Origin of the sequence: Agromyces sp. G08B096, from assembly GCF_040267705.1 — a bacterium.
Taxonomy (GTDB): Bacteria; Actinomycetota; Actinomycetes; order Actinomycetales; family Microbacteriaceae; genus Agromyces.
Map to the genome: position 1 here is coordinate 1,444,471 of NZ_CP158374.1, position 17,565 is coordinate 1,462,035.

General features: G+C 72.8%; 18 protein-coding genes. 11 read left to right on the forward strand and 7 right to left on the reverse strand.

Going from position 1 to position 17,565, the window contains the following annotated elements; all coding sequences use genetic code 11:
• Positions 1 to 82: 82 nt before the first annotated feature.
• The 5 genes from rpsP (at position 83) to ABIQ69_RS07030 (ending at position 3,019) form a co-directional block, all read left to right on the forward strand.
• Positions 83 to 505 carry a 30S ribosomal protein S16 gene (rpsP, locus tag ABIQ69_RS07010; protein ID WP_350349648.1) on the forward strand — a complete coding sequence of 141 codons (423 nt, stop codon included), beginning with the start codon at positions 83 to 85 and terminating at the stop codon, positions 503 to 505.
• 3 nt (positions 506 to 508) lie between these two features.
• Positions 509 to 745, forward strand: coding sequence for an RNA-binding protein (locus ABIQ69_RS07015; protein WP_350349649.1), 237 nt, complete (start codon positions 509 to 511; stop codon positions 743 to 745).
• Between the two features lies 1 nt (position 746).
• On the forward strand, positions 747 to 1,421 hold the full coding sequence (gene rimM, locus ABIQ69_RS07020; RefSeq protein ID WP_350349650.1) for a ribosome maturation factor RimM: 675 nt from the start codon (positions 747 to 749) through the stop codon (positions 1,419 to 1,421).
• Between the two features lie 3 nt (positions 1,422 to 1,424).
• Complete coding sequence (gene trmD / locus ABIQ69_RS07025) at positions 1,425 to 2,111, forward strand: tRNA (guanosine(37)-N1)-methyltransferase TrmD (protein ID WP_350349651.1); 687 nt, start codon at positions 1,425 to 1,427, stop codon at positions 2,109 to 2,111.
• Positions 2,112 to 2,242: 131 nt separating this feature from the next.
• Complete coding sequence (locus ABIQ69_RS07030) at positions 2,243 to 3,019, forward strand: CbiX/SirB N-terminal domain-containing protein (RefSeq protein ID WP_350349652.1); 777 nt, start codon at positions 2,243 to 2,245, stop codon at positions 3,017 to 3,019.
• A 78-nt stretch (positions 3,020 to 3,097) separates the two neighbouring features.
• Here ABIQ69_RS07030 and ABIQ69_RS07035 read toward each other — a convergent pair whose 3' ends face one another.
• The 6 genes from ABIQ69_RS07035 to nirB form a co-directional block, all read right to left on the reverse strand.
• The gene (locus ABIQ69_RS07035; protein ID WP_350349653.1) at positions 3,098 to 4,777 is read right to left on the reverse strand and encodes an FAD-dependent oxidoreductase; all 1,680 of its coding nucleotides are present in this window, start codon (positions 4,775 to 4,777) and stop codon (positions 3,098 to 3,100) included.
• Positions 4,774 to 6,942 carry a molybdopterin oxidoreductase family protein gene (locus ABIQ69_RS07040; protein ID WP_350349654.1) on the reverse strand — a complete coding sequence of 723 codons (2,169 nt, stop codon included), beginning with the start codon at positions 6,940 to 6,942 and terminating at the stop codon, positions 4,774 to 4,776. The genes ABIQ69_RS07035 and ABIQ69_RS07040 overlap by 4 nt, the downstream gene beginning before the upstream one ends.
• Before the next feature lie 5 nt (positions 6,943 to 6,947).
• Positions 6,948 to 8,357, reverse strand: a complete 1,410-nt coding sequence (locus ABIQ69_RS07045) for an MFS transporter (protein WP_350349655.1) — start codon at positions 8,355 to 8,357, stop codon at positions 6,948 to 6,950.
• Between the two features lie 130 nt (positions 8,358 to 8,487).
• Positions 8,488 to 9,621 carry a uroporphyrinogen-III synthase gene (locus tag ABIQ69_RS07050; protein WP_350349656.1) on the reverse strand — a complete coding sequence of 378 codons (1,134 nt, stop codon included), beginning with the start codon at positions 9,619 to 9,621 and terminating at the stop codon, positions 8,488 to 8,490.
• Positions 9,618 to 10,412: a uroporphyrinogen-III C-methyltransferase gene (gene cobA / locus ABIQ69_RS07055; protein WP_350349657.1), complete on the reverse strand. Its 795-nt coding sequence runs from the start codon at positions 10,410 to 10,412 to the stop codon at positions 9,618 to 9,620. The genes ABIQ69_RS07050 and cobA overlap by 4 nt, the downstream gene beginning before the upstream one ends.
• Positions 10,409 to 13,027 carry a nitrite reductase large subunit NirB gene (nirB, locus tag ABIQ69_RS07060; protein WP_350349658.1) on the reverse strand — a complete coding sequence of 873 codons (2,619 nt, stop codon included), beginning with the start codon at positions 13,025 to 13,027 and terminating at the stop codon, positions 10,409 to 10,411. Before nirB ends, cobA begins: the two co-directional genes overlap by 4 nt.
• Positions 13,028 to 13,230: 203 nt before the next feature.
• Here nirB and nirD point away from each other — a divergent pair, with 203 nt between their 5' ends.
• Positions 13,231 to 13,578, forward strand: a complete 348-nt coding sequence (nirD, locus tag ABIQ69_RS07065) for a nitrite reductase small subunit NirD (protein WP_350349659.1) — start codon at positions 13,231 to 13,233, stop codon at positions 13,576 to 13,578.
• A gap of 101 nt (positions 13,579 to 13,679) precedes the next feature.
• On the opposite strand, the gene map is transcribed toward nirD, so the two are convergent.
• Positions 13,680 to 14,447 carry a type I methionyl aminopeptidase gene (gene map / locus ABIQ69_RS07070; RefSeq protein ID WP_350349660.1) on the reverse strand — a complete coding sequence of 256 codons (768 nt, stop codon included), beginning with the start codon at positions 14,445 to 14,447 and terminating at the stop codon, positions 13,680 to 13,682.
• Between the two features lie 88 nt (positions 14,448 to 14,535).
• On the opposite strand from map, the gene ABIQ69_RS07075 reads away from it, so the two are divergent.
• The 5 genes from ABIQ69_RS07075 (at position 14,536) to ABIQ69_RS07095 (ending at position 17,435) form a co-directional block, all read left to right on the forward strand.
• A complete protein-coding gene (locus tag ABIQ69_RS07075; RefSeq protein ID WP_350349661.1) occupies positions 14,536 to 15,036 on the forward strand; it encodes a hypothetical protein in 501 nt (166 codons plus the stop codon).
• Between the two features lie 197 nt (positions 15,037 to 15,233).
• A complete protein-coding gene (gene rplS / locus ABIQ69_RS07080; RefSeq protein ID WP_350349662.1) occupies positions 15,234 to 15,581 on the forward strand; it encodes a 50S ribosomal protein L19 in 348 nt (115 codons plus the stop codon).
• A gap of 83 nt (positions 15,582 to 15,664) precedes the next feature.
• Entirely contained in the window at positions 15,665 to 16,414 is a 750-nt protein-coding gene (gene lepB, locus ABIQ69_RS07085; protein ID WP_350349663.1) for a signal peptidase I, read from the forward strand.
• Positions 16,414 to 17,106, forward strand: a complete 693-nt coding sequence (locus ABIQ69_RS07090; protein ID WP_350349664.1) for a ribonuclease HII — start codon at positions 16,414 to 16,416, stop codon at positions 17,104 to 17,106. Before lepB ends, ABIQ69_RS07090 begins: the two co-directional genes overlap by 1 nt.
• A 5-nt stretch (positions 17,107 to 17,111) precedes the next feature.
• Entirely contained in the window at positions 17,112 to 17,435 is a 324-nt protein-coding gene (locus ABIQ69_RS07095) for a DUF2469 family protein (RefSeq protein WP_350349665.1), read from the forward strand.
• Positions 17,436 to 17,565 lie beyond the last annotated feature (130 nt).

Below are 17,565 nucleotides of genomic sequence, written 5' to 3' on the forward strand. Positions count from 1 at the left end.
CACCATTGAGCTTCCGCCGAGTGTGCACCCCACGCTCACGGCTGTCAGTTCGCCCACCTCACCAGACCCATTCAGGAGAATCGTGGCTGTCAAGATCCGTCTCAAGCGGCTCGGCAAGATCCGTGCCCCGTACTACCGCATCGTCGTCGCCGACTCGCGCACCAAGCGCGACGGTCGCGTGATCGAGGAGATCGGCAAGTACCACCCCACCGAGGAGCCCTCGTTCATCGAGGTCGACTCCGAGCGCGCGCAGTACTGGCTGGGCGTCGGCGCGCAGCCGACCGAGCAGGTCCTCGCGATCCTCAAGCTCACCGGCGACTGGGGCAAGTTCAAGGGCGACAAGAACGCCGTGAGCACCGTCCGCACCGCCGAGCCGAAGGCCGGGTTCACCCCCGACGCGGCGAAGAAGTCGGTCGTCAAGCCCAAGGTCGAGAAGCCGGCCAAGGCCGCCGAAGAGACCGAGGCCCCCGAGGCCGAGGCCGCCGAGACCACGGACGAGGCGTAAGCCTTGCTCCAGTCCGCGCTCGAACACCTCGTCAAGGGGATCGTCGACCACCCGGGCGACGTGCGGGTCGTCTCCGCGTCGAGCGCACGCGGCGAGGTCCTCGAGGTTCACGTGAACCCCGAGGACCTCGGCCGCGTCATCGGCCGCGCCGGGCGCACCGCGAAGGCCCTGCGCACGCTCGTGACGGCGCTCGCCGACGGCCGCCGCGTGCGCGTCGACGTCGTCGACTCCGACGACTGACGTGGCCAGCGATCCACGACCCCAGCAGCTCCGAGTGGGCCGGCTCACCAAGGCCCACGGGCTGAAGGGCGCCATCAAGCTCGAGCTCTACACCGACGACCCCGAGCGGCGATTCGTGCCGGGCGCGGAGTTCTCCTTGCAGGTGCCCGAGAGTTCGCCGTGGCACGGCAAGCGGCTGACCTTCCGCGAGCTCCGCTGGTACAACGGCCACCCCGTGGGTTTCTTCGACGGCATCGACGACCGCACCGCGGCGGAGAGCGTCGTGAAGGCCATCCTGTGGGTCGACCAGCCTGAAGACGAGGTCGCCGAGCCCGACGCCTGGTACGACCACCAGCTCGTCGGCCTCACCGTGATCCGCGACGGCGAGCGCGTGGGCGAGGTCGTCCACGTCGACCACCTGCCCGCGCAGGACCTCCTCGTCGTGAAGACCGCGGGCCCGGCGCGCCGCGAGGTCATGGTGCCGTTCGTGCAGGCCATCGTGCCCGAAGTCGACGTCGAGGCCGGGACGCTCACCGTCACCCCGCCGCCCGGACTCTTCGAGGACCTCCCCGAGGCGGCCGATGCCGACGAGCCCGTCGCGGACGAGGCGCCCGCCGACGAGGCACCGGCGACTGACGAGGCATCCGCCGACGAGGCATCCGCGGCCGACGCGACCGGCGACGACCGCCCGGAGTAGCCCGTGCGCATCGACATCGTCACGATCTTCCCCGACTTCTTCCGGGTGCTCGACCTGTCGCTGCTCGGCAAGGCCCGCCAGACCGGGCTCATCGACGTCACCGCCCACGACCTGCGCGACTTCACGCACGACCGGCACCGCACCGTCGACGACACGCCCTACGGCGGCGGCGCCGGCATGGTCATGAAGCCCGAGCCGTGGGGCGAGGCGCTCGACGCGATCGTCGGCGACGGGGCATCCGATGCCCTGCTCGTGGTGCCCTCGCCCGCCGGCGAACCGTTCACCCAGGCCATCGCGCGCGAGCTCGCCGCCGAGCCGCACCTCGTTTTCGCGTGCGGCCGGTACGAGGGCATCGACCAGCGCGTCGTCGACCACTACGCGACGCGGATGCGCGTGCGCCTCATCTCCCTCGGCGACTACGTGCTGAACGGCGGCGAGGTCGCGGTGATGGCGATGATCGAAGCCGCGGGCCGGCTCGTGCCGGGCGTCGTCGGCAACCCCGAGAGCCTCGTCGAGGAGTCCCATGAAGACGGACTGCTCGAATACCCCAGCTACACCAAGCCCGCCGAGTGGCGCGGGCTCGAGGTGCCGCCGGTGCTCCTGAGCGGCAACCACGGCGCCATCGCCGCGTGGCGGCGCGAGCAGCAGCTCGAGCGCACCCGCCGCGTGCGGCCCGAACTGCTCGACTGACCCGCCCTCGCTCGCGCGCCCGCGCGTGAGGCAGTCTTCACGCGGCGGAAACACCCGGGAGGCCGACCCGAAACACGGCGTTCGTACCGTCGAAACCGGCGAGTGGCTCGCCCAGGCGGGAGGCGGATGTCGTGGCGATCGGGTCGTCGAGTTCCCAACTCGTGGGGCAGGAGGGTCCTGAGCGACCGCTCCGCCTCGTCGCGGTGACGCACGGCGCACCTTCGGCGGCGAATCGCGAGGCGGTGATGCGGCTCGTCGACGGCGTCGCGAGCGCGCGCCCCGCCACGGATGTCTCGATCACCTTCGTCGACGCGCAGCACAGCGATGTGGCGACCGCGCTCGCGGAGGGCGTCGCCGATCCGCGGGCGATCATCGTGCCGCTCGTGCTCTCCGCCGGGTTCCACGTCCGCACCGGGCTGGCCCGGGGCCTCGACCGGCTGCCCGTCGCGGGCGCCTCGCTCGCCGATCCGCTGGGGCCCGACGAACGGCTCGTCGACGTGCTCGCCGACCGGCTCGGCGACCTGGGCGACGACGAGGAGGTCTCGGTGGTGCTCGCCGCGGCGGGCTCCAACGACCCCCGCGCGGTGCGCGAGTGCTTCGAGACGGCGCGCCTGCTGGGCGCGAGGCTCGGCCGGCCCGTGACCGTCGGCTTCATCGCCGCGGCGATCCCGCGCCTGCCCGATGCGATCGAGATGCTCCGGGCGGTGCATCCGCGCACCCGTGTCGTGGTGGCGCCGTACCTGCTCGCGCCCGGCACGTTCTACGACGCGGCCGTGCTCGCAGGCGCCGACCGGGTCGCCGAGCCGCTGCTGCTCCCCGCGAGCGACGCGCCGCGCGCGCTCGTGTCGCTCGTGCTCGACCGGGCCGACGAGGTCGCGGCGGAGGAAGCGTACCGAAGCCGCGCCTGACCGGCGCGCGGCCGTGGCGAGCGCCTGCTCGCCGAGCGCGCCAGCGCGTTCGCGCTCGGCACGCTCAGGTCCGGCGCGTCAGGCCACCGGCGACGCGGCCGCACCGCCGGTCGCGGCGAACCGCTCCAGCACCTCCGCGATGCGCCCTCGGCAGCCGCCGCATCCGGTCCCGGCCCGCGTGTCCCGGCCGACCTCGTCGACGGTCGCACGGCCGCAGGCGGCGGAGGCCTCGATGCGTTCGACGGTGACCGCGTTGCACCAGCACACCGTCGAGGTCGGGGCGAAGGCGTCGGCGTCCTCGGCGGGGTCGAAGTCGGGGCCGTCGAAGCGCAGCAGCATCGACCGGTCGGCCGGCAGCTCCGCACGGCGTTCGAAGAGGAGGGTGAGCTCGGCAGCGGTACGAGGCATCCCGACGCTCACGAAGCCGCTCAGCGCGCCGCCGCGGGTGACCATCTTCACGTAGCGGCCGTGTTCGGGGTCGGCCCAGAGCGCGACGCGACGAGCGTCGGTCGTGCCCGCCGCCGGGTCGACGTCCCACGGCTCGGCGGTCACGTCGCCGACGGCGACGACGTCGACGTGCTCCGCCTTCAGCATGACGATCGGGTCGGGCTCGGCCGGCATGCCGTCGTCGGGCGGCGGCGTCTCGGTGCCGCGCGCGAGCTCGTCGGTCCACTGCGCTGCGAGCCACGACGCCTGCCGCCATCCGGGGCCGATCAGCCCAGACGGCGCGCCGGGCAGCTCGCTCCGGCCGTCCGCCTCGACCGACCGGTCGACGACGTGCGCGCAGTCGCCGATCGCGTAGACCTGGGGGTCGCTCCAGCTGCGGAGCGAGGCATCCACCACGATGCCCGTCGAGGTCCGCAGCCCCGCGAGCGTCGCGAGCTCGGCGCGGGGCGTGACGCCGCAGGAGAGCAGCAGCAGGTCGCCGCGGACCTGCTTGCCGTCGGCGGTGACGAGCAGGTCGAAGGCCCGTTCGCCGTCCTCGTCGGTGCGGAAGGCGATCGCCTCGGCGCGACTGTGCGCGATGACCGCGACTCCGGCGCACCGGAGCGCGGCGGCGAGGACGGACCCGCCGCCGCGGTCGAGGTTGCGCGGCATGGGGTGCGGGCCGTGGTGCACCACGCACACCTCGGCGCCGGCATGGGCCGCGGCAAGCGCGATCTCGAGGCCGAGGACGCCCGCGCCGAGCACGATCACGCGCCTCCGGCCGAGGACGGCCTCCCGCACTCGGGCGGCGTCGGCGAGGTCTCTGAGGGCGGTTACCCCGCGCGGCAGCCGGTCGTCGGAGCCGATGAGCTCGGGGCCGCCGCGCTCGAGGGAGGCGGCGTCGCGCCGCGGGCGTTCGATGCCGTCGAGCGTGGGCGTGTTGGCGCGGGCGCCGGTCGCGAGTACGAGTCGGTCGTAGGGCACCGGCTCGCCGGTGTCGAGCTCGACGACGTGGCGCTCACGGTCGATCCGCCGGGCCGCGACGCCGGTGAGGAGGCGCACGCCGGCGGCCTCGGCGGCGGCACGGTCGGCGAGCAGCATCGCGTCGAGCTCCACCCGGCCGACGGCATGTTCGGCGACGAGCACACGGTTGTACGCGTCGACCGGCTCGGCGCCGACGACGGTGAGCGAGATCCGCCCCGACGCCACGGCCGGTGCGAGCTCCTCGGCGAAGCGTGAGCCCACGGGGCCGTAGCCGACGAGGACGACCCGCAGCGGCGCTGCGGGCGTGGACGTCGACCCGGCCGGCTCGGGGGAGAAGTGGCTGGTCATCCGGCCTCCTGCGGGTCGAGGCGGCGCACGCGCACGGCCGCGGTCTTGAACTCCGGCATGGCCGACACGGGATCGACCGCGTCGGAGGTGACGAGGTTCGCGGTCTCATCACCGGGGAAGTGGAACGGGAGGAACGCGGTGTCCGGCCGGATGTCGCGGCTGAGCGCGACGGTCGCGTGCGCCGTCCCCCGTGCGCTCGACACCTCCACCCGCTCGCCGTCGCCCACACCGAGGCTCGCGGCGGTCGCCGGGTGCAGGCTCAGCCGCGCCACGGGCTGGGCGTCGGCGAGCTCCGGCACCCGCCGCGTCTGCGCGCCGCTCTGGTAGTGCTCCAGCAGCCGTCCGGTCACGAGGGTGAGCCGGTCGGGTCCGGCGCCGCGGGCCGGCCGCTCCGGGGACGACGCGCGCGGCGTGACCGGCACCAGCCGGGCGCGTCCGTCGTCGTGGTGGAACCGGTCCGCGAACAGCCTCGGCGTCCCCGACGACCCGCGTGGGTACGGCCAGTACGCGGCCTCACCCGCGTCGAGGAGCGCGTCGTCGATGCCCGAGTAGTCGGCGATGCCGCCCGCCGAGGCGCGGCGCAGCTCGTCGAACACCTCGCGTGGGTCGACCGGCCAGGTCGACGGCGCGTCCAGGCGATCGGCGAGCTGCTGCAGGATCCACAGCTCGTCGCGGACCCCGTCCGGCGGCTGGAGCGCGCGCCGGCGTCGGAGCACCCGGCCCTCCAGGGAGGTCATCGTGCCCTCCTCCTCGGCCCACTGGCACACGGGCAGCACGATATCCGCGAGCCCGGCGGTCTCGGAGAGGAAGAAATCGGCGACGACGAGCAGGTCGAGCTCGGCGAGGCCGCGGCGCACCGCTCCCGCGTTCGGCGCGGACACGACCACGTTCGAACCGTGCACGAGCAGGGTGCGGACCCCGCCCGCCCGGCCGAGCGACTGGAGCAGTTCGACGGCCGGCACCCCGGGGCCGGGGATCGACGAAGCGGGCACGCCCCAGACGCGCGCGACGTGCGCTCTCGCGGCGGGGTCGATGATCTTCCGGTAGCCCGGGAGCTGGTCGCACTTCTGCCCGTGCTCACGCCCGCCCTGCCCGTTGCCCTGCCCGGTGAGGGTCCCGTATCCCGAGCCCGGCCGGCCCGGCAGGCCGAGGAGCAGGGCGAGGTTGATCGCCGCCGTCGCCGTGTCGGTGCCGTCCACGTGCTGCTCGACGCCGCGGCCGGTGAGGATGAAGGTCCGCCCGCCCGCGGCGAGCCGGCGGGCGAGTGCGCGGACGGTTGCGGCGGGAACGCCCGTCTTGGCCTGCACCCGCGACGGCCACCAGGCAGCGATGGTCCGCCGCAGCGCGTCCAGGCCCGTGGTACGCGCCGCGAGGTAGCCCTCGTCGGCGAGGCCCTCGGTGAGGACGACGTGCGCGAGTCCGAGCAGCAGCACGAGGTCGGTGCCCGGCGCCGGCTGGACGTGCAGGCCGCGCCCGTCCTCGGTGAGCCGCGCCGTCGGCGTCCGCCGGGGATCGACCACGATGAGCCCGCCCGCGGCCTGCGCTCCCGCGAGGTGACCGACGAACGGCGGCATGGTCTCGGCGACGTTCGTGCCGAGCAGCAGGATCGTGTCGGCGTCGTCGAGGTCCGTCAGCGGGAAGGGAAGCCCCCGATCCACGCCGAACGCACGAGTGCCCGCCGCCGCGGCCGATGACATGCAGAACCGCCCGTCGTAGTCGATCCGGCTCGTGCCGATGGCGACCCTCGCGAACTTGCCGAGCTGGTAGGCCTTCTCGTTCGTCAGCCCGCCGCCGCCGAACACGCCGACCGCGTCCGCGCCGTGGCGTTCGCGGGTCCGCCTGATCCCGTCGGCCACGGCGTCGAGCGCGACCTCCCAGGTCGTCTCGCGCAGCTCGCCGTCCGCGCCGCGCAGCAGCGGTGCCGTGAGTCGTCCCCCGCGGCGCAGCAGCTCGGCCGATGTCCACCCCTTCTTGCACAGGCCGCCCCGATTGGTGGGGAAGTCGCGGCCGGCGACCTGAACCGGTGCGACGGATGCCTCGGGCGAGTCATCCCTCGACGTGACCGGCGTCTCGCCGGCGGGAGCGGCACCCTCGGCCACCGGGGTCAGCGTCATCGCGCACTGCAGGGCGCAGTACGGGCAGTGGGTGTCGGTCGCGGGGGCCATCGGGCTCAGATCCGGCCGGCCCTGGCGACCGCGCCCCGCACGTACACCGCCCAGGTCAGCAGCAGCAGGCCGAGGTAGGCGGCGACGAACACCGCGAACGCCGTCGTGTAGCCGCCGGTGGCCTGCGCCGACAGGCTGAGCGCCTGCGGGATGAGGAAGCCGCCGTAGGCGCCGATCGCGGAGATGAGCCCGAGCGCGGCGGCGGCACGGCGCTGCGTCGACACATCGCCGCCGTGCCCGGCGTTCCCGCCGCCGCGGACCGCGAACACCACGGGCACCATGCGATACGTCGAACCGTTGCCGATGCCCGCCGCGGCGAACAGCAGCAGGAAGCCGCCGAGGAAGACCCAGAAGCTGCCGAGCGGGAGGGTCGCGATCACCGCGACCGTGACCGCCGCCATCGCCCCGAACGCGAACATCGTGACGCGAGCGCCGCCGAACCGGTCGGCGAGCCGGCCGCCGTACGGGCGGGACAGCGACCCCACGAGCGCGCCGAGGAAGGCCAGCGAGACGGATGCCCCGCCCACGGCGATCCCGGAGAACTCGGGGAACTGGTCGGCGATGAGCTTCGGGAACACGCTCGCGAATCCGATGAATGAGCCGAACGTGCCGATGTACAGCAGGGCCAGCAGCCAGAGGTGCGGCTCGCGGAGCGCGGCAGCCGAGCCGGCGAAGTCGGCCTTCGCGTTGGAGAGGTTGTCCATGTACTTCCACGCCCCGACCATCGCGACGAGGATGAACGGCACCCAGATCCAGCCGGCGAGCGGCAGATTCACCGCCGCGCCGGCGCCCACGGTGACGACGACCGGCACCACGAACTGCGCCACCGAGGCGCCGATGTTGCCGCCTGCGGCGTTCAGCCCGAGCGCCCAGCCCTTCTCGCGCTGCGGGTAGAAGAACGTGATGTTCGACATCGAGCTGGCGAAGTTGCCGCCGCCGAAGCCCGCGAGGGCGGCGACGGCGAGCAGCACGCCGAACGGCGTGTCGGGGTTGCCGACGCACAGGGCGAGCGCGACCGTCGGCAGGAGCAGGAGCCCGGCCGACACGATCGTCCAGTTGCGTCCGCCGAACCGCGGGACGAGGAACGAGTACGGGATGCGCAGCGTCGCCCCGACGAGGCTCGGGATCGAGATCAGCCAGAACACCTGGGTGGTGTCGAGCTCGAAGCCGGCGGCGGGCAGCGACACCGCGACGATGCTCCACAGCTGCCACACGACGAAGCCGAGGAACTCGGCGAAGATCGACCAGCCGAGGTTCCGGCGGGCGATGGTCCGTCCGACCCGGTTCCACTGATCGCGGTCCTCCGGATCCCAGCCGTCGATCCAGCGCCCCGGACGGTGGGTGAGGGCGCGCGACGGCGCGGTCTGCGTCGCCTGCGCGGTCTGGGTGCCGGTGCGGGTCGCGGTCTCGGTCATCGTGGCCTCCGGAGTCTCGTCCAGGTGGTGCTCGTGCTGCCGAAGCTAGGCGGATGGTGTTTCCGCGGGTCGTTCCGGTCGTGAACGCTGCGTCTCGACCTGCTCACCGAGCCGGGCGCCCGCTGTGAGGTCAGAGGTCGAGCCGGTACCCGCGCTTCACCACAGTGGCGATGACCCCGGGCACGCCGATCGTCCGGCGGAGCCGGCTCATCGCGACCTCGAGGGCGTGCTCGTCGCACGAGCCTGGGAGGGCGCGGGCGAGTCGCTCGCGGGAGACCACCGAGCCGTTCGCGGCGACGAGGGTGCGCAGGATCGTGCGACCAGCGGGGGCGAGCTGGATGCGTCGCCCCCTGACCTCGACCACGCTGCCCCGAAGCTCGACGGGGCCGGCGCGCGTGACGAGCCGCTCCACCCGGTGCTCCTCGAGGTGCTCGCACACCAGCCGGATGAGCGCGCCCATGCGGAACCGCTCGGGCTGGACGGGGGTGATCCCCGCGTCGACGAGCGGCTGCGCGGTGACCGGTCCGACCGCTGCGGCCACGACCGGGCCGCGCATCGCCTGGATCACCTCCTCGCCCGCGCCGACGCTCTCGGCGGCCGCGAAGAGCGCGTGCACGGCCGGCGCGCTGGTGAAGGTCACGCAGTCGATCGACTCGGTGCGGATGGCGTCGATGAGGCGGCCGACGCGCTCGTCCGCGTCGTCGGGCAGGGTCCAGCGGTACGGCTCGACCGTGAGTACGCGCGCGTGATGCTCGCGCAGCCGGTCGAGTTGCGCCGGGTCGAGGAAGCCGTGCAGCTGCACCGCGACCGTGAGGCCCGGCGGGTACTGCTCGAGGACGGTGTCGACGAGCGAGTCGGTCGTCTCGTGCGGGCTCATGCCGACATCGTTCAGGCCCGCCGCCCGGATCCCCCCGCGCGCCTTCGGACCACGGACGAGGATCGCGCTCGCCGAGAGGGCCTCGACGAGCGCATCGCCGAGCCCCGCGGCGTCGGCGACCTCGAACCAGCGGCGCACCCCGTACGCCGTCGTCGCGAGCAGCACGTCGGGTCTCGCGTCGATGATCGCCCTCGTGTCTGCGATGACGGGGTCGTCGACCCGCGCGTTGGCGATCCGAAGCGTCGGCGCGTGCAGGACCTGGGCGCCGCGGCGCTCGAGCGCATCGATGAGGTCGCCCGACCGGCGATCGCTCGTGACGCCGATGCGGAACCCTTCGAGCTGGTCGGGGCGGAATCCCGGCGCGATGACCTCGGGCGCGAGGCTCATGCGCCAGCCGCCCCGAGCTCGGCGGCCCGGTCGACGACCGCCCGCGCGTCCGGATCGCCGTCGTGCGCGAGGCCGACGACCTCGCCGATCACGATGACGGCGGGGGAGACCGCCCGGGCGCGCGCGGCCGCCGCGACCGCGCCGCCCAGGTCGGTGACGGTGGTGCGCTGACCGGGCTGGAACCCGCGCTCCACGATGGCGAGCGGCAGGTCGGCCGGGAGGCCGTGCCGCACGAGGCCGGCGGTGAGCGACGGCAGCGTGTTCACGCCCATCAGGATCACGATGGTGCCGCCGAGGCCCGCGAGGTGTCCGAGGGTCTCCTCGTCGAGCGGCGCGTGACCCGAGATGACGGTGAAGAGGTGGCTGACGCCGCGATGGGTGAGCGGGATGCCGGCGGCCGAGGGCACCGCGACCGCGCTCGTGACCCCGGGGACGACCTCGACGGGGATCCCGGCGCGCCGGCACGCGAGCACCTCCTCGCCGCCCCGGCCGAGCACGTACGGGTCGCCGCCCTTCAGCCGGACGACGTGCCGTCCCTCGAGCGCGAGCCCGACCATGAGGGCCTCGATTTCGGACTGCGGCAGCGCGTGGTGGCCGGGGCGCTTGCCGACGTCCACGAGCCGCGCCCGAGGAGCCAGCGTCCCGAGCGTCGCGTGCGGGGCGAGCCGGTCGTACAGGACGACGTCCGCAGACTCGAGCGCGCGGACCGCCCGCAGCGTGAGGAGGTCCTCAGCACCCGGTCCGCCGCCCACGAGCGTGACCCGGCCGGACCCGGCCCGCGCGCGGGTCATGCGTCGACCCCTCGCACCGGGAGGCTCGCGCCGGCGATGAGCACCGCCCGTCCCTCGGCCTGCTCCTCCGGCGTCGCCGGCCGGAACTGCTCGCGTTCGGGCACCCGCGCGCTCGCCGGACCCGGCAGGTCGGGCGCGTTCACGAAGGAACGGAACCGGCGGAGCCGTTCGGGGTCGGCGAGCGTCGCCGCCCACTCGTCCTCGTACGTGTCGACGTGGCGCGACATCGCGAGCTCGAGCTCGTCGGCGAGGCCGAGCGAATCGTGCACGACGACATCGCGCACGTGGTCGAGGCCGCCCTCCAGGTCCTCGATCCATCGGGCCGTCCGCTGCAGCCGATCCGCGGTGCGGATGTAGTACATCAGGTAGCGGTCGATGTAGCGGATCAGCGTCTCGTCGTCGAGGTCGCTCGCGAGCAGCTGCGCGTGCGCGGGCTGGAAGCCGCCGTTGCCGCCGACGTACAGGTTCCAGCCCTGCTCGGTCGCGATCACGCCGACGTCCTTGCCCCTGGCCTCGGCGCATTCGCGGGCGCATCCCGAGACGCCGAACTTCAGCTTGTGCGGCGACCGGAGGCCGCGGTACCGCAGCTCCAGCTGCACCGCCATGCCGACCGAGTCCTGCACGCCGAACCGGCACCAGGTGGACCCGACGCAGCTCTTCACGTTGCGCAGCGCCTTGCCGTACGCCTGCCCGGATTCGAAGCCCGCGTCCACGAGCTTCCGCCAGATGTCGGGCAGTTGGTCGAGCCTGGCGCCGAAGAGGTCGATCCGCTGGCCGCCCGTGATCTTCGTGTAAAGGCCGAACTCCATGGCGACCTCGGCGATCACGGCCAGCTTCTCGGGGGTGATCTCGCCGGCGGGGATGCGCGGGACGACCGAGTACGTGCCGTCCTTCTGCATGTTCGCCATCGCCCGGTCGTTGGTGTCCTGCAGGGTGCCGCGGCCGGCGTCGAGGATGTAGGCGCCGTGCTGCGTCGCGAGGATGGACGCGATCGCGGGCTTGCACACGTCGCAGCCGAGGCCGCGGCCGAAGCGGGTGAGGATCTCGTCGAAGCTCGTGAGTCCCAGCACCCGCACGGATTCGAAGAGCTCCTGACGGCTGAGTTCGAAGTGCTCGCAGAGCGCGCGCGACGCCTCGATCCCGGCTTTGGCGAGCTCGCCCTCGAGGAGCTTCTTCACGAGCGGCACGCACGACCCGCACTGCATCCCCGCGCGGGTGCACGCCTTGAGCGCGCCGAGCTCGGTGCACCCGGCCTCGTGGTCGCCGTGCTCGCCGCCGATCGCGGTGCGGATGGCGCCGGCCGAGACGTTGTTGCACGCGCAGACGAGCGCGGATTCGGGCAGCTCCGCGCCGGCCGGTGCCTCCATGCCGCTCGCCGAGAGGTACGCGGCGGGCTCTCCCGGAAGTTCGGTGCCGAGCAGCGGACGCAGCGAGGCGTACGGTGCCGCGTCGCCCACGAAGATGCCGCCGAGGAGCGTCTTGGCGTCGTCGGTCATCACGAGCTTCTGGTAGAGCCCGCGCGCCGGGTCCGCGTAGACGATCTCGAGCGCGCCCTCGGCCCGGGCGAGGGCGTCCCCGAAGCTCGCGACATCGACCCCGGAGAGCTTCAGCTTCGTCGCATCGTCGACGGTCGTGAACTCGGCGAGTCCGCCGAGGAGCCGGTCGGCGACCACCTCGGCCATGGCGTTCGCCGGCGCCACGAGGCCGGTGCACCGGCCCTCGAAGCTCGCCACCTCGCCGATCGCCCACACCCCGGGCAGCGAGGTCCGGCACGCCGGGTCGATCTCGACGCCGCCGCGCGGTCCGAGCTCGAGACCGAGGTCGCGGCCGAGCTCGTCGCGCGCACGGATGCCGATCGCGAAGATCACGAGGTCGGCGTCCACGCGACGGCCGTTCGTGAGGCCGACGCCCGTGACGACCCCGCCGTCGACGTGGACCGTCTGCGGCCTCGTGCCCAGATGCAGATCGATGCCCTGTCCGGCGATGATGCGGCCGAGCGCCCGGCCCGCGCCTTCGTCGAGCTGGGCCGACATCAGCCAGCCGCCCGAGTGGACGATCGCCGCGTCGGCGCCGAGCCGGGCGAGGCCGCCGGCCGCCTCGAGGCCGAGCAGGCCGCCGCCCGCGACCACCACGCGCGCCGGCCGGCCGCGCTCGGCCGTGATGGCGCGGGCCTCGGCGACGATCCGGTCGATGTCGTCGATCGTGCGGTACACGCGGACGTGCTCATGCCCGGCGATCTCCGGCACCGGTGCGCTCGAACCGGTCGCGAGCACGAGCTCGTCCCAGTGCAGCGTGCGGCCGGCATCCGTCGCGGCGGTCCGGGCCGCGTGATCGACGGCGACGACGCGCTCGCCGAGGATGAGCCGCACCGAGCCCTCGTCCCACACCGATGAGGGCTCGAGCGTGAGGTCGACTGCGCCGTCCAGGCGCGTGCTGAGGGCCACACGGTCGTAGGGGCGCCACGGCTCCTCGCCGACGACGGTGACGCGCAGTCGGCGTCCGCCGTCGCGGGCGTGCAGGCTGTCGGCCAGGCGATGGGCGGCGGGGCCGGCGCCGACGACGAGGACGTCGCGGACACCGGTCGCGGCGGCGGCCGGCATGACGGGCTCGGTCATGGATCCTCCTGCTCCTCGAGTGCCGCCGACACTACGACCGGGCCGTTTCCGCCGTATTACGCCGGTGTAACCCGAGCCGCCCCTCGACCGCACACCGGTCCCGCAGCCGTGTGAGGAGCCGGTGACGGAGGCGAAACACCGAGGATGCCCCGACGGAAACACGCGCGACGTAGCGTCGGAGTCGACCGAGAGGAGCCGTGCCGATGAGCCTCACGCTGACCGAGACGACCTGGGTGCGCGTCTGCTCGCTCGACGAGCTCGAGCCGTGCTGGGGCGAGGTCGCCCTCGTCGCCGGCCGGCAGATCGCGATGGTGCTCGTGGCACCCGGGGAGGTGTACGCCGTGGACCACCACGACCCGAAGACCGGCGCGCCCGTCATGGCGCGCGGCATCGTGGGCTCGCGGGGCGATCGCCCGACGCTCGCCTCGCCGCTGCACAAACAGGTCTACGACCTCGGCACGGGGGAGTGCTTCACCGACCCCGCGCTCGTGCTGCGCACCTACCGCACGCGGATCGTCGGCGGCGCCATCGAGGTCGAGCTCGACCTCTGACCGTGCGGCCTCCGCAGCCACGGTCCGAGAACGGCGGATGCCCCGCCCCGAAGCTCGGGGCGAGGCATCCGTGTCGCCTGTTCAGCCGCGGGCGGTGAGCCTCAGCCGCGGGCGGTGAGCACGATGGGGTCGCCGTCGGTGACCGCCACGGTGTGCTCGGAGTGCGCTCCGCGTGAGCCGTCGGCGCTGCGCAGCGTCCAGCCGTCGGGGTCGGTGAAGATGCGGTCGGTCGTCTGCAGGAACCACGGCTCGATCGCGATGACGAGGCCGGGCTTCAGGGGCAGGCCGCGGCCCGGCCGGCCGTTGTTCGGGATGTGCGGGTCGCCGTGCATCGTGCGGCCCACGCCGTGCCCGCCGAAATCGGTGTTGATGGTGTAGCCCTGCTCCCGCGCCACGTCGGCGATGGCGCGCGAGATGTCGCCGATGCGGTTGCCCGGACGCGCCGCCGCGATACCGGCCTCGAGTGCACGCTCGGTGGTGCGGATGAGCCGGAGGTCCTCGTCCCGCGCGGTGCCGACCACGACCGAGATCGCCGAGTCGGCCACCCAGCCGTCGACCGATGCCGCGAAGTCGAGGCTCAGCAGATCGCCGTCCTTCAGTGCGTAGTCGAACGGCAGGCCGTGCAGCACCGCATCGTTCACCGACGTGCAGAGCACCTTGCCGAACGGGCTCGCCCCGAACGACGGGTGGTAGTCGATGTAGCAGCTCTCCGCGCCGGCCTTGCGGATCATCTCGTGTGCGATCCGGTCGAGCTCCAGCAGGTTGACGCCCACCTTCGCCGCCGCCGCGGTCGCCTCCAGCACGCTCGCCACGAACCGCCCTGCCGGGCGCATCTGGTCGATCTCGGCCGGGGTCCTCAGTTCGATCACGGCTCTCCTTCCTCCGAGTCCATTGTGGCGGCTCCGCCCTGAGTGAACACCCGGCCCGTTCCGAGGAGGCCGCGGGTACGCTGGCGGCATGTTCGTCAGGCGCGCGTTCCTCCGGTGGCAGTTCATCGCCGCGGTCGTGCTGCCGGCGTGGCTCGCGATCGGCTGGGCGGTCTTCGGCTCAGGCGGTTGGAGCACGCTCGGGCTGATCATCGCGCTGCCCGCCGCCTTCCTGTCGTTGATGGTCGTCGCATTCCTCGTGAACGCCCGTCCGACGGTGAGGCAGCAGAAGGCCGTCGCCTGGGGCGACGTCGGCGTGCTCGGCGCCTGGCACCTCGCGATCATCGGCGCCGGCTTCTACGGCACGACCGCCGTCGGGTTCGCCGTGCTCGCGATCGCGCTCGCCGTGGTCGCGTTCTGGTGGGCGATCTGGCAGCTCGTGCGCGACGGCGCCCGGCGCATGCAGGCGAGCATGGCCAAGTTCGAGCGGCTCGCCGCCGAGCAGCGCACCGGGCAGGCGGAGGCGCCCAAGCAGGTGCCGCACGACCTCGGCGAGGTCATCGTCGTGCGCGAGACGCGCGACCCCGAGTAACCGGAGGAGCGCCCAGGAGCTTCGGGTCCGGGCGCTTTTGCCGGAACCGCCCCCGATCTGGCAGAATGGTCGATTGTGCCGCCGCAGGTCTCTGCCTCCGGGGAGTACGCGCAGCGCGAAGTCTCGCGCGGGCGGCACCAGACACGTTTCCATCAGATCCGCGTTCGACCGGCGGCGGGCGCAGAGAGCGAACCATCATGCACATCCTCGACCACGTCGACGCCTCGAGCCTGAAGTCCGACATCCCCGACTTCCGCGCCGGCGACACCGTCAAGGTGCACGTCAACATCATCGAAGGCACGCGCTCGCGTGTCCAGGTCTTCCAGGGCGTCGTCATCGGCCGTTCGGGCGAAGGCGTCCGCGAGACCTTCACGGTCCGCAAGATCAGCTTCCAGGTCGGCGTCGAGCGCAAGTTCCCCGTGCACTCGCCGATCATCGAGAAGATCGAGGTCGTCACCCGTGGTGACGTCCGCCGCGCGAAGCTCTACTACCTGCGCGAGCTCCGCGGCAAGAAGGCGAAGATCAAGGAGAAGCGCGACAACTGATCGCCTCTTCTGCGCGTCGCCCCGGCGACGACGGATCACCGAGCTCCCCACCCCTAGACTGGGTGGGGAGCTCGGGCGGTTAAATGACACAAGACACACGCACCACGCGCGACGGCCGCGAGGGGGACGCATCGGCGCGACGCAAGCGCGGTGTGCTGCTGTTCGTACGCGACCTGCTGGTCATCTTCGTGGTGGCGGTCCTGGTCTCGTTCCTCATCAAGACCTTCCTCATCCGGTCCTTCTTCATCCCCTCGCAGTCGATGCAGGAGACGCTCGAAGTCGACGACCGCATCATCGTGAACGAGCTCGTTCCCGACGTCGCGGCGATCGAACGGGGCGACGTGGTCGTCTTCCGAGACCCCGGCGGCTGGCTGCCCGCATCGCCCGAGATCGAGCAGCCGCCGCTCGTCGCCGCCGTCGACTGGTTCCTCGCGTTCGTGGGCCTGTCGGCGCCCGACTCGAACGACCACCTCGTGAAGCGTGTGATCGGGCTGCCCGGCGATCACGTCGTGTGCTGCAACGCGCTCGGCCAGATGAGCGTCAACGGCGTGCCGCTCGACGAGTCGGTGTACGTCACGCTGCCGCCCGGCGAGGAGAAGGTCTCGCGCGACGACTTCGACGCGACGGTGCCCGAGGGCTCGCTCTGGGTCATGGGCGACAACCGGTACAACTCCAAAGACTCCAGGTACAACGGCGAGACCCCGCTCAAGGGGTTCGTGCCGATCGAGAACGTCGTCGGCAAGGCGTTCGTCGTGAGCTGGCCGATCGCGCACTGGGCCTGGCTCGACAACCACGCCGACGTGTTCGCGGGCGTCGACGAGGGGAAGGGCTGATGGTCGCCGGCCGACCCCCGTCGCTCACCGCCGAGCGGGCCCTCTTCGCCGACGGCGCACCCATGGTGCTGGCCTGCGACGAGGTGGGCCGCGGCGCGCTCGCCGGGCCCGTCACCGTGGGCATCGTCGTCATCGACGCCGCGATCCGCCGCATGCCGGCCGGGCTGCGGGACTCCAAGCTCCTGCCCGAGCCGAAGCGAGAGCAGCTGGCGCCCCGGGCGGCGTCGTGGGTCCGCGGCTACGCCGTCGGCGAGGCATCCGCGAGCGAGATCGACGAGCTCGGCATCATGGCCTGCCTCGGCCTCGCGGGCGCCCGCGCCTACCGTGCCCTCGCCGAGGCGACCGAACTCGCCGCCGGCGCCCCGCTCCTGCTCGACGGCAACTACGACTGGCTGAGCCCGTCGATCGAGCACCGCGCCCAGGTGATCACGCGCATCAAGGCCGACCGCGACTGCGCGTCCGTCTCCGCGGCCTCCGTCATCGCGAAGGTCCACCGCGATCGCGGCATGCGGCGCGAGCACGACGACCTGCCGCTCTACGGCTGGGACGAGAACAAGGGCTACTCGACCAGGGCGCATTTCGCCGCCATCGACGAGCACGGTCCGAGCTCGCTGCACCGCCGCACGTGGCTGCACGAGAAGGAACCCTTCGCCGAGGCCGGGCCGGCGCTCTTCGACCTCGGCGTAGGATGAATCCGATGGACGAGGACGAGTTCGACGACTACGACCGTGAAGTCGAGTTGGCCCTGTACCGGGAGTACCGCGACATCGTCGCGCAATTCCAGTACGTGGTCGAGACGGAGCGCCGCTTCTACCTCGCGAACGAGGTGGAGCTCGTCCGGCGCGACACCGAGCACGACTTCTACTTCGAGCTCACGATGAAGGACGTCTGGGTGTGGGACGTCTACCGGGCCGACCGGTTCGTGAAGTCGGTGCGGGTGCTGACGTTCAAGGACGTGAACATCGAGGAGCTCGCCACGCGCGAGTTCGAGCTGCCCAAGGAGCTCGCGCTCGACGAGTGAGCCGCGACGGCCGGCCGGAAGGCAGGCCCGGTTCGCCGACCCTGCGCCGATGCGCTGAACGGTCGCGTCGGTCGAGCGGCTCTCCACAGGCGCGCCTCCCGGGCGCGGTCTGACGGATGCCTCGTCCCGC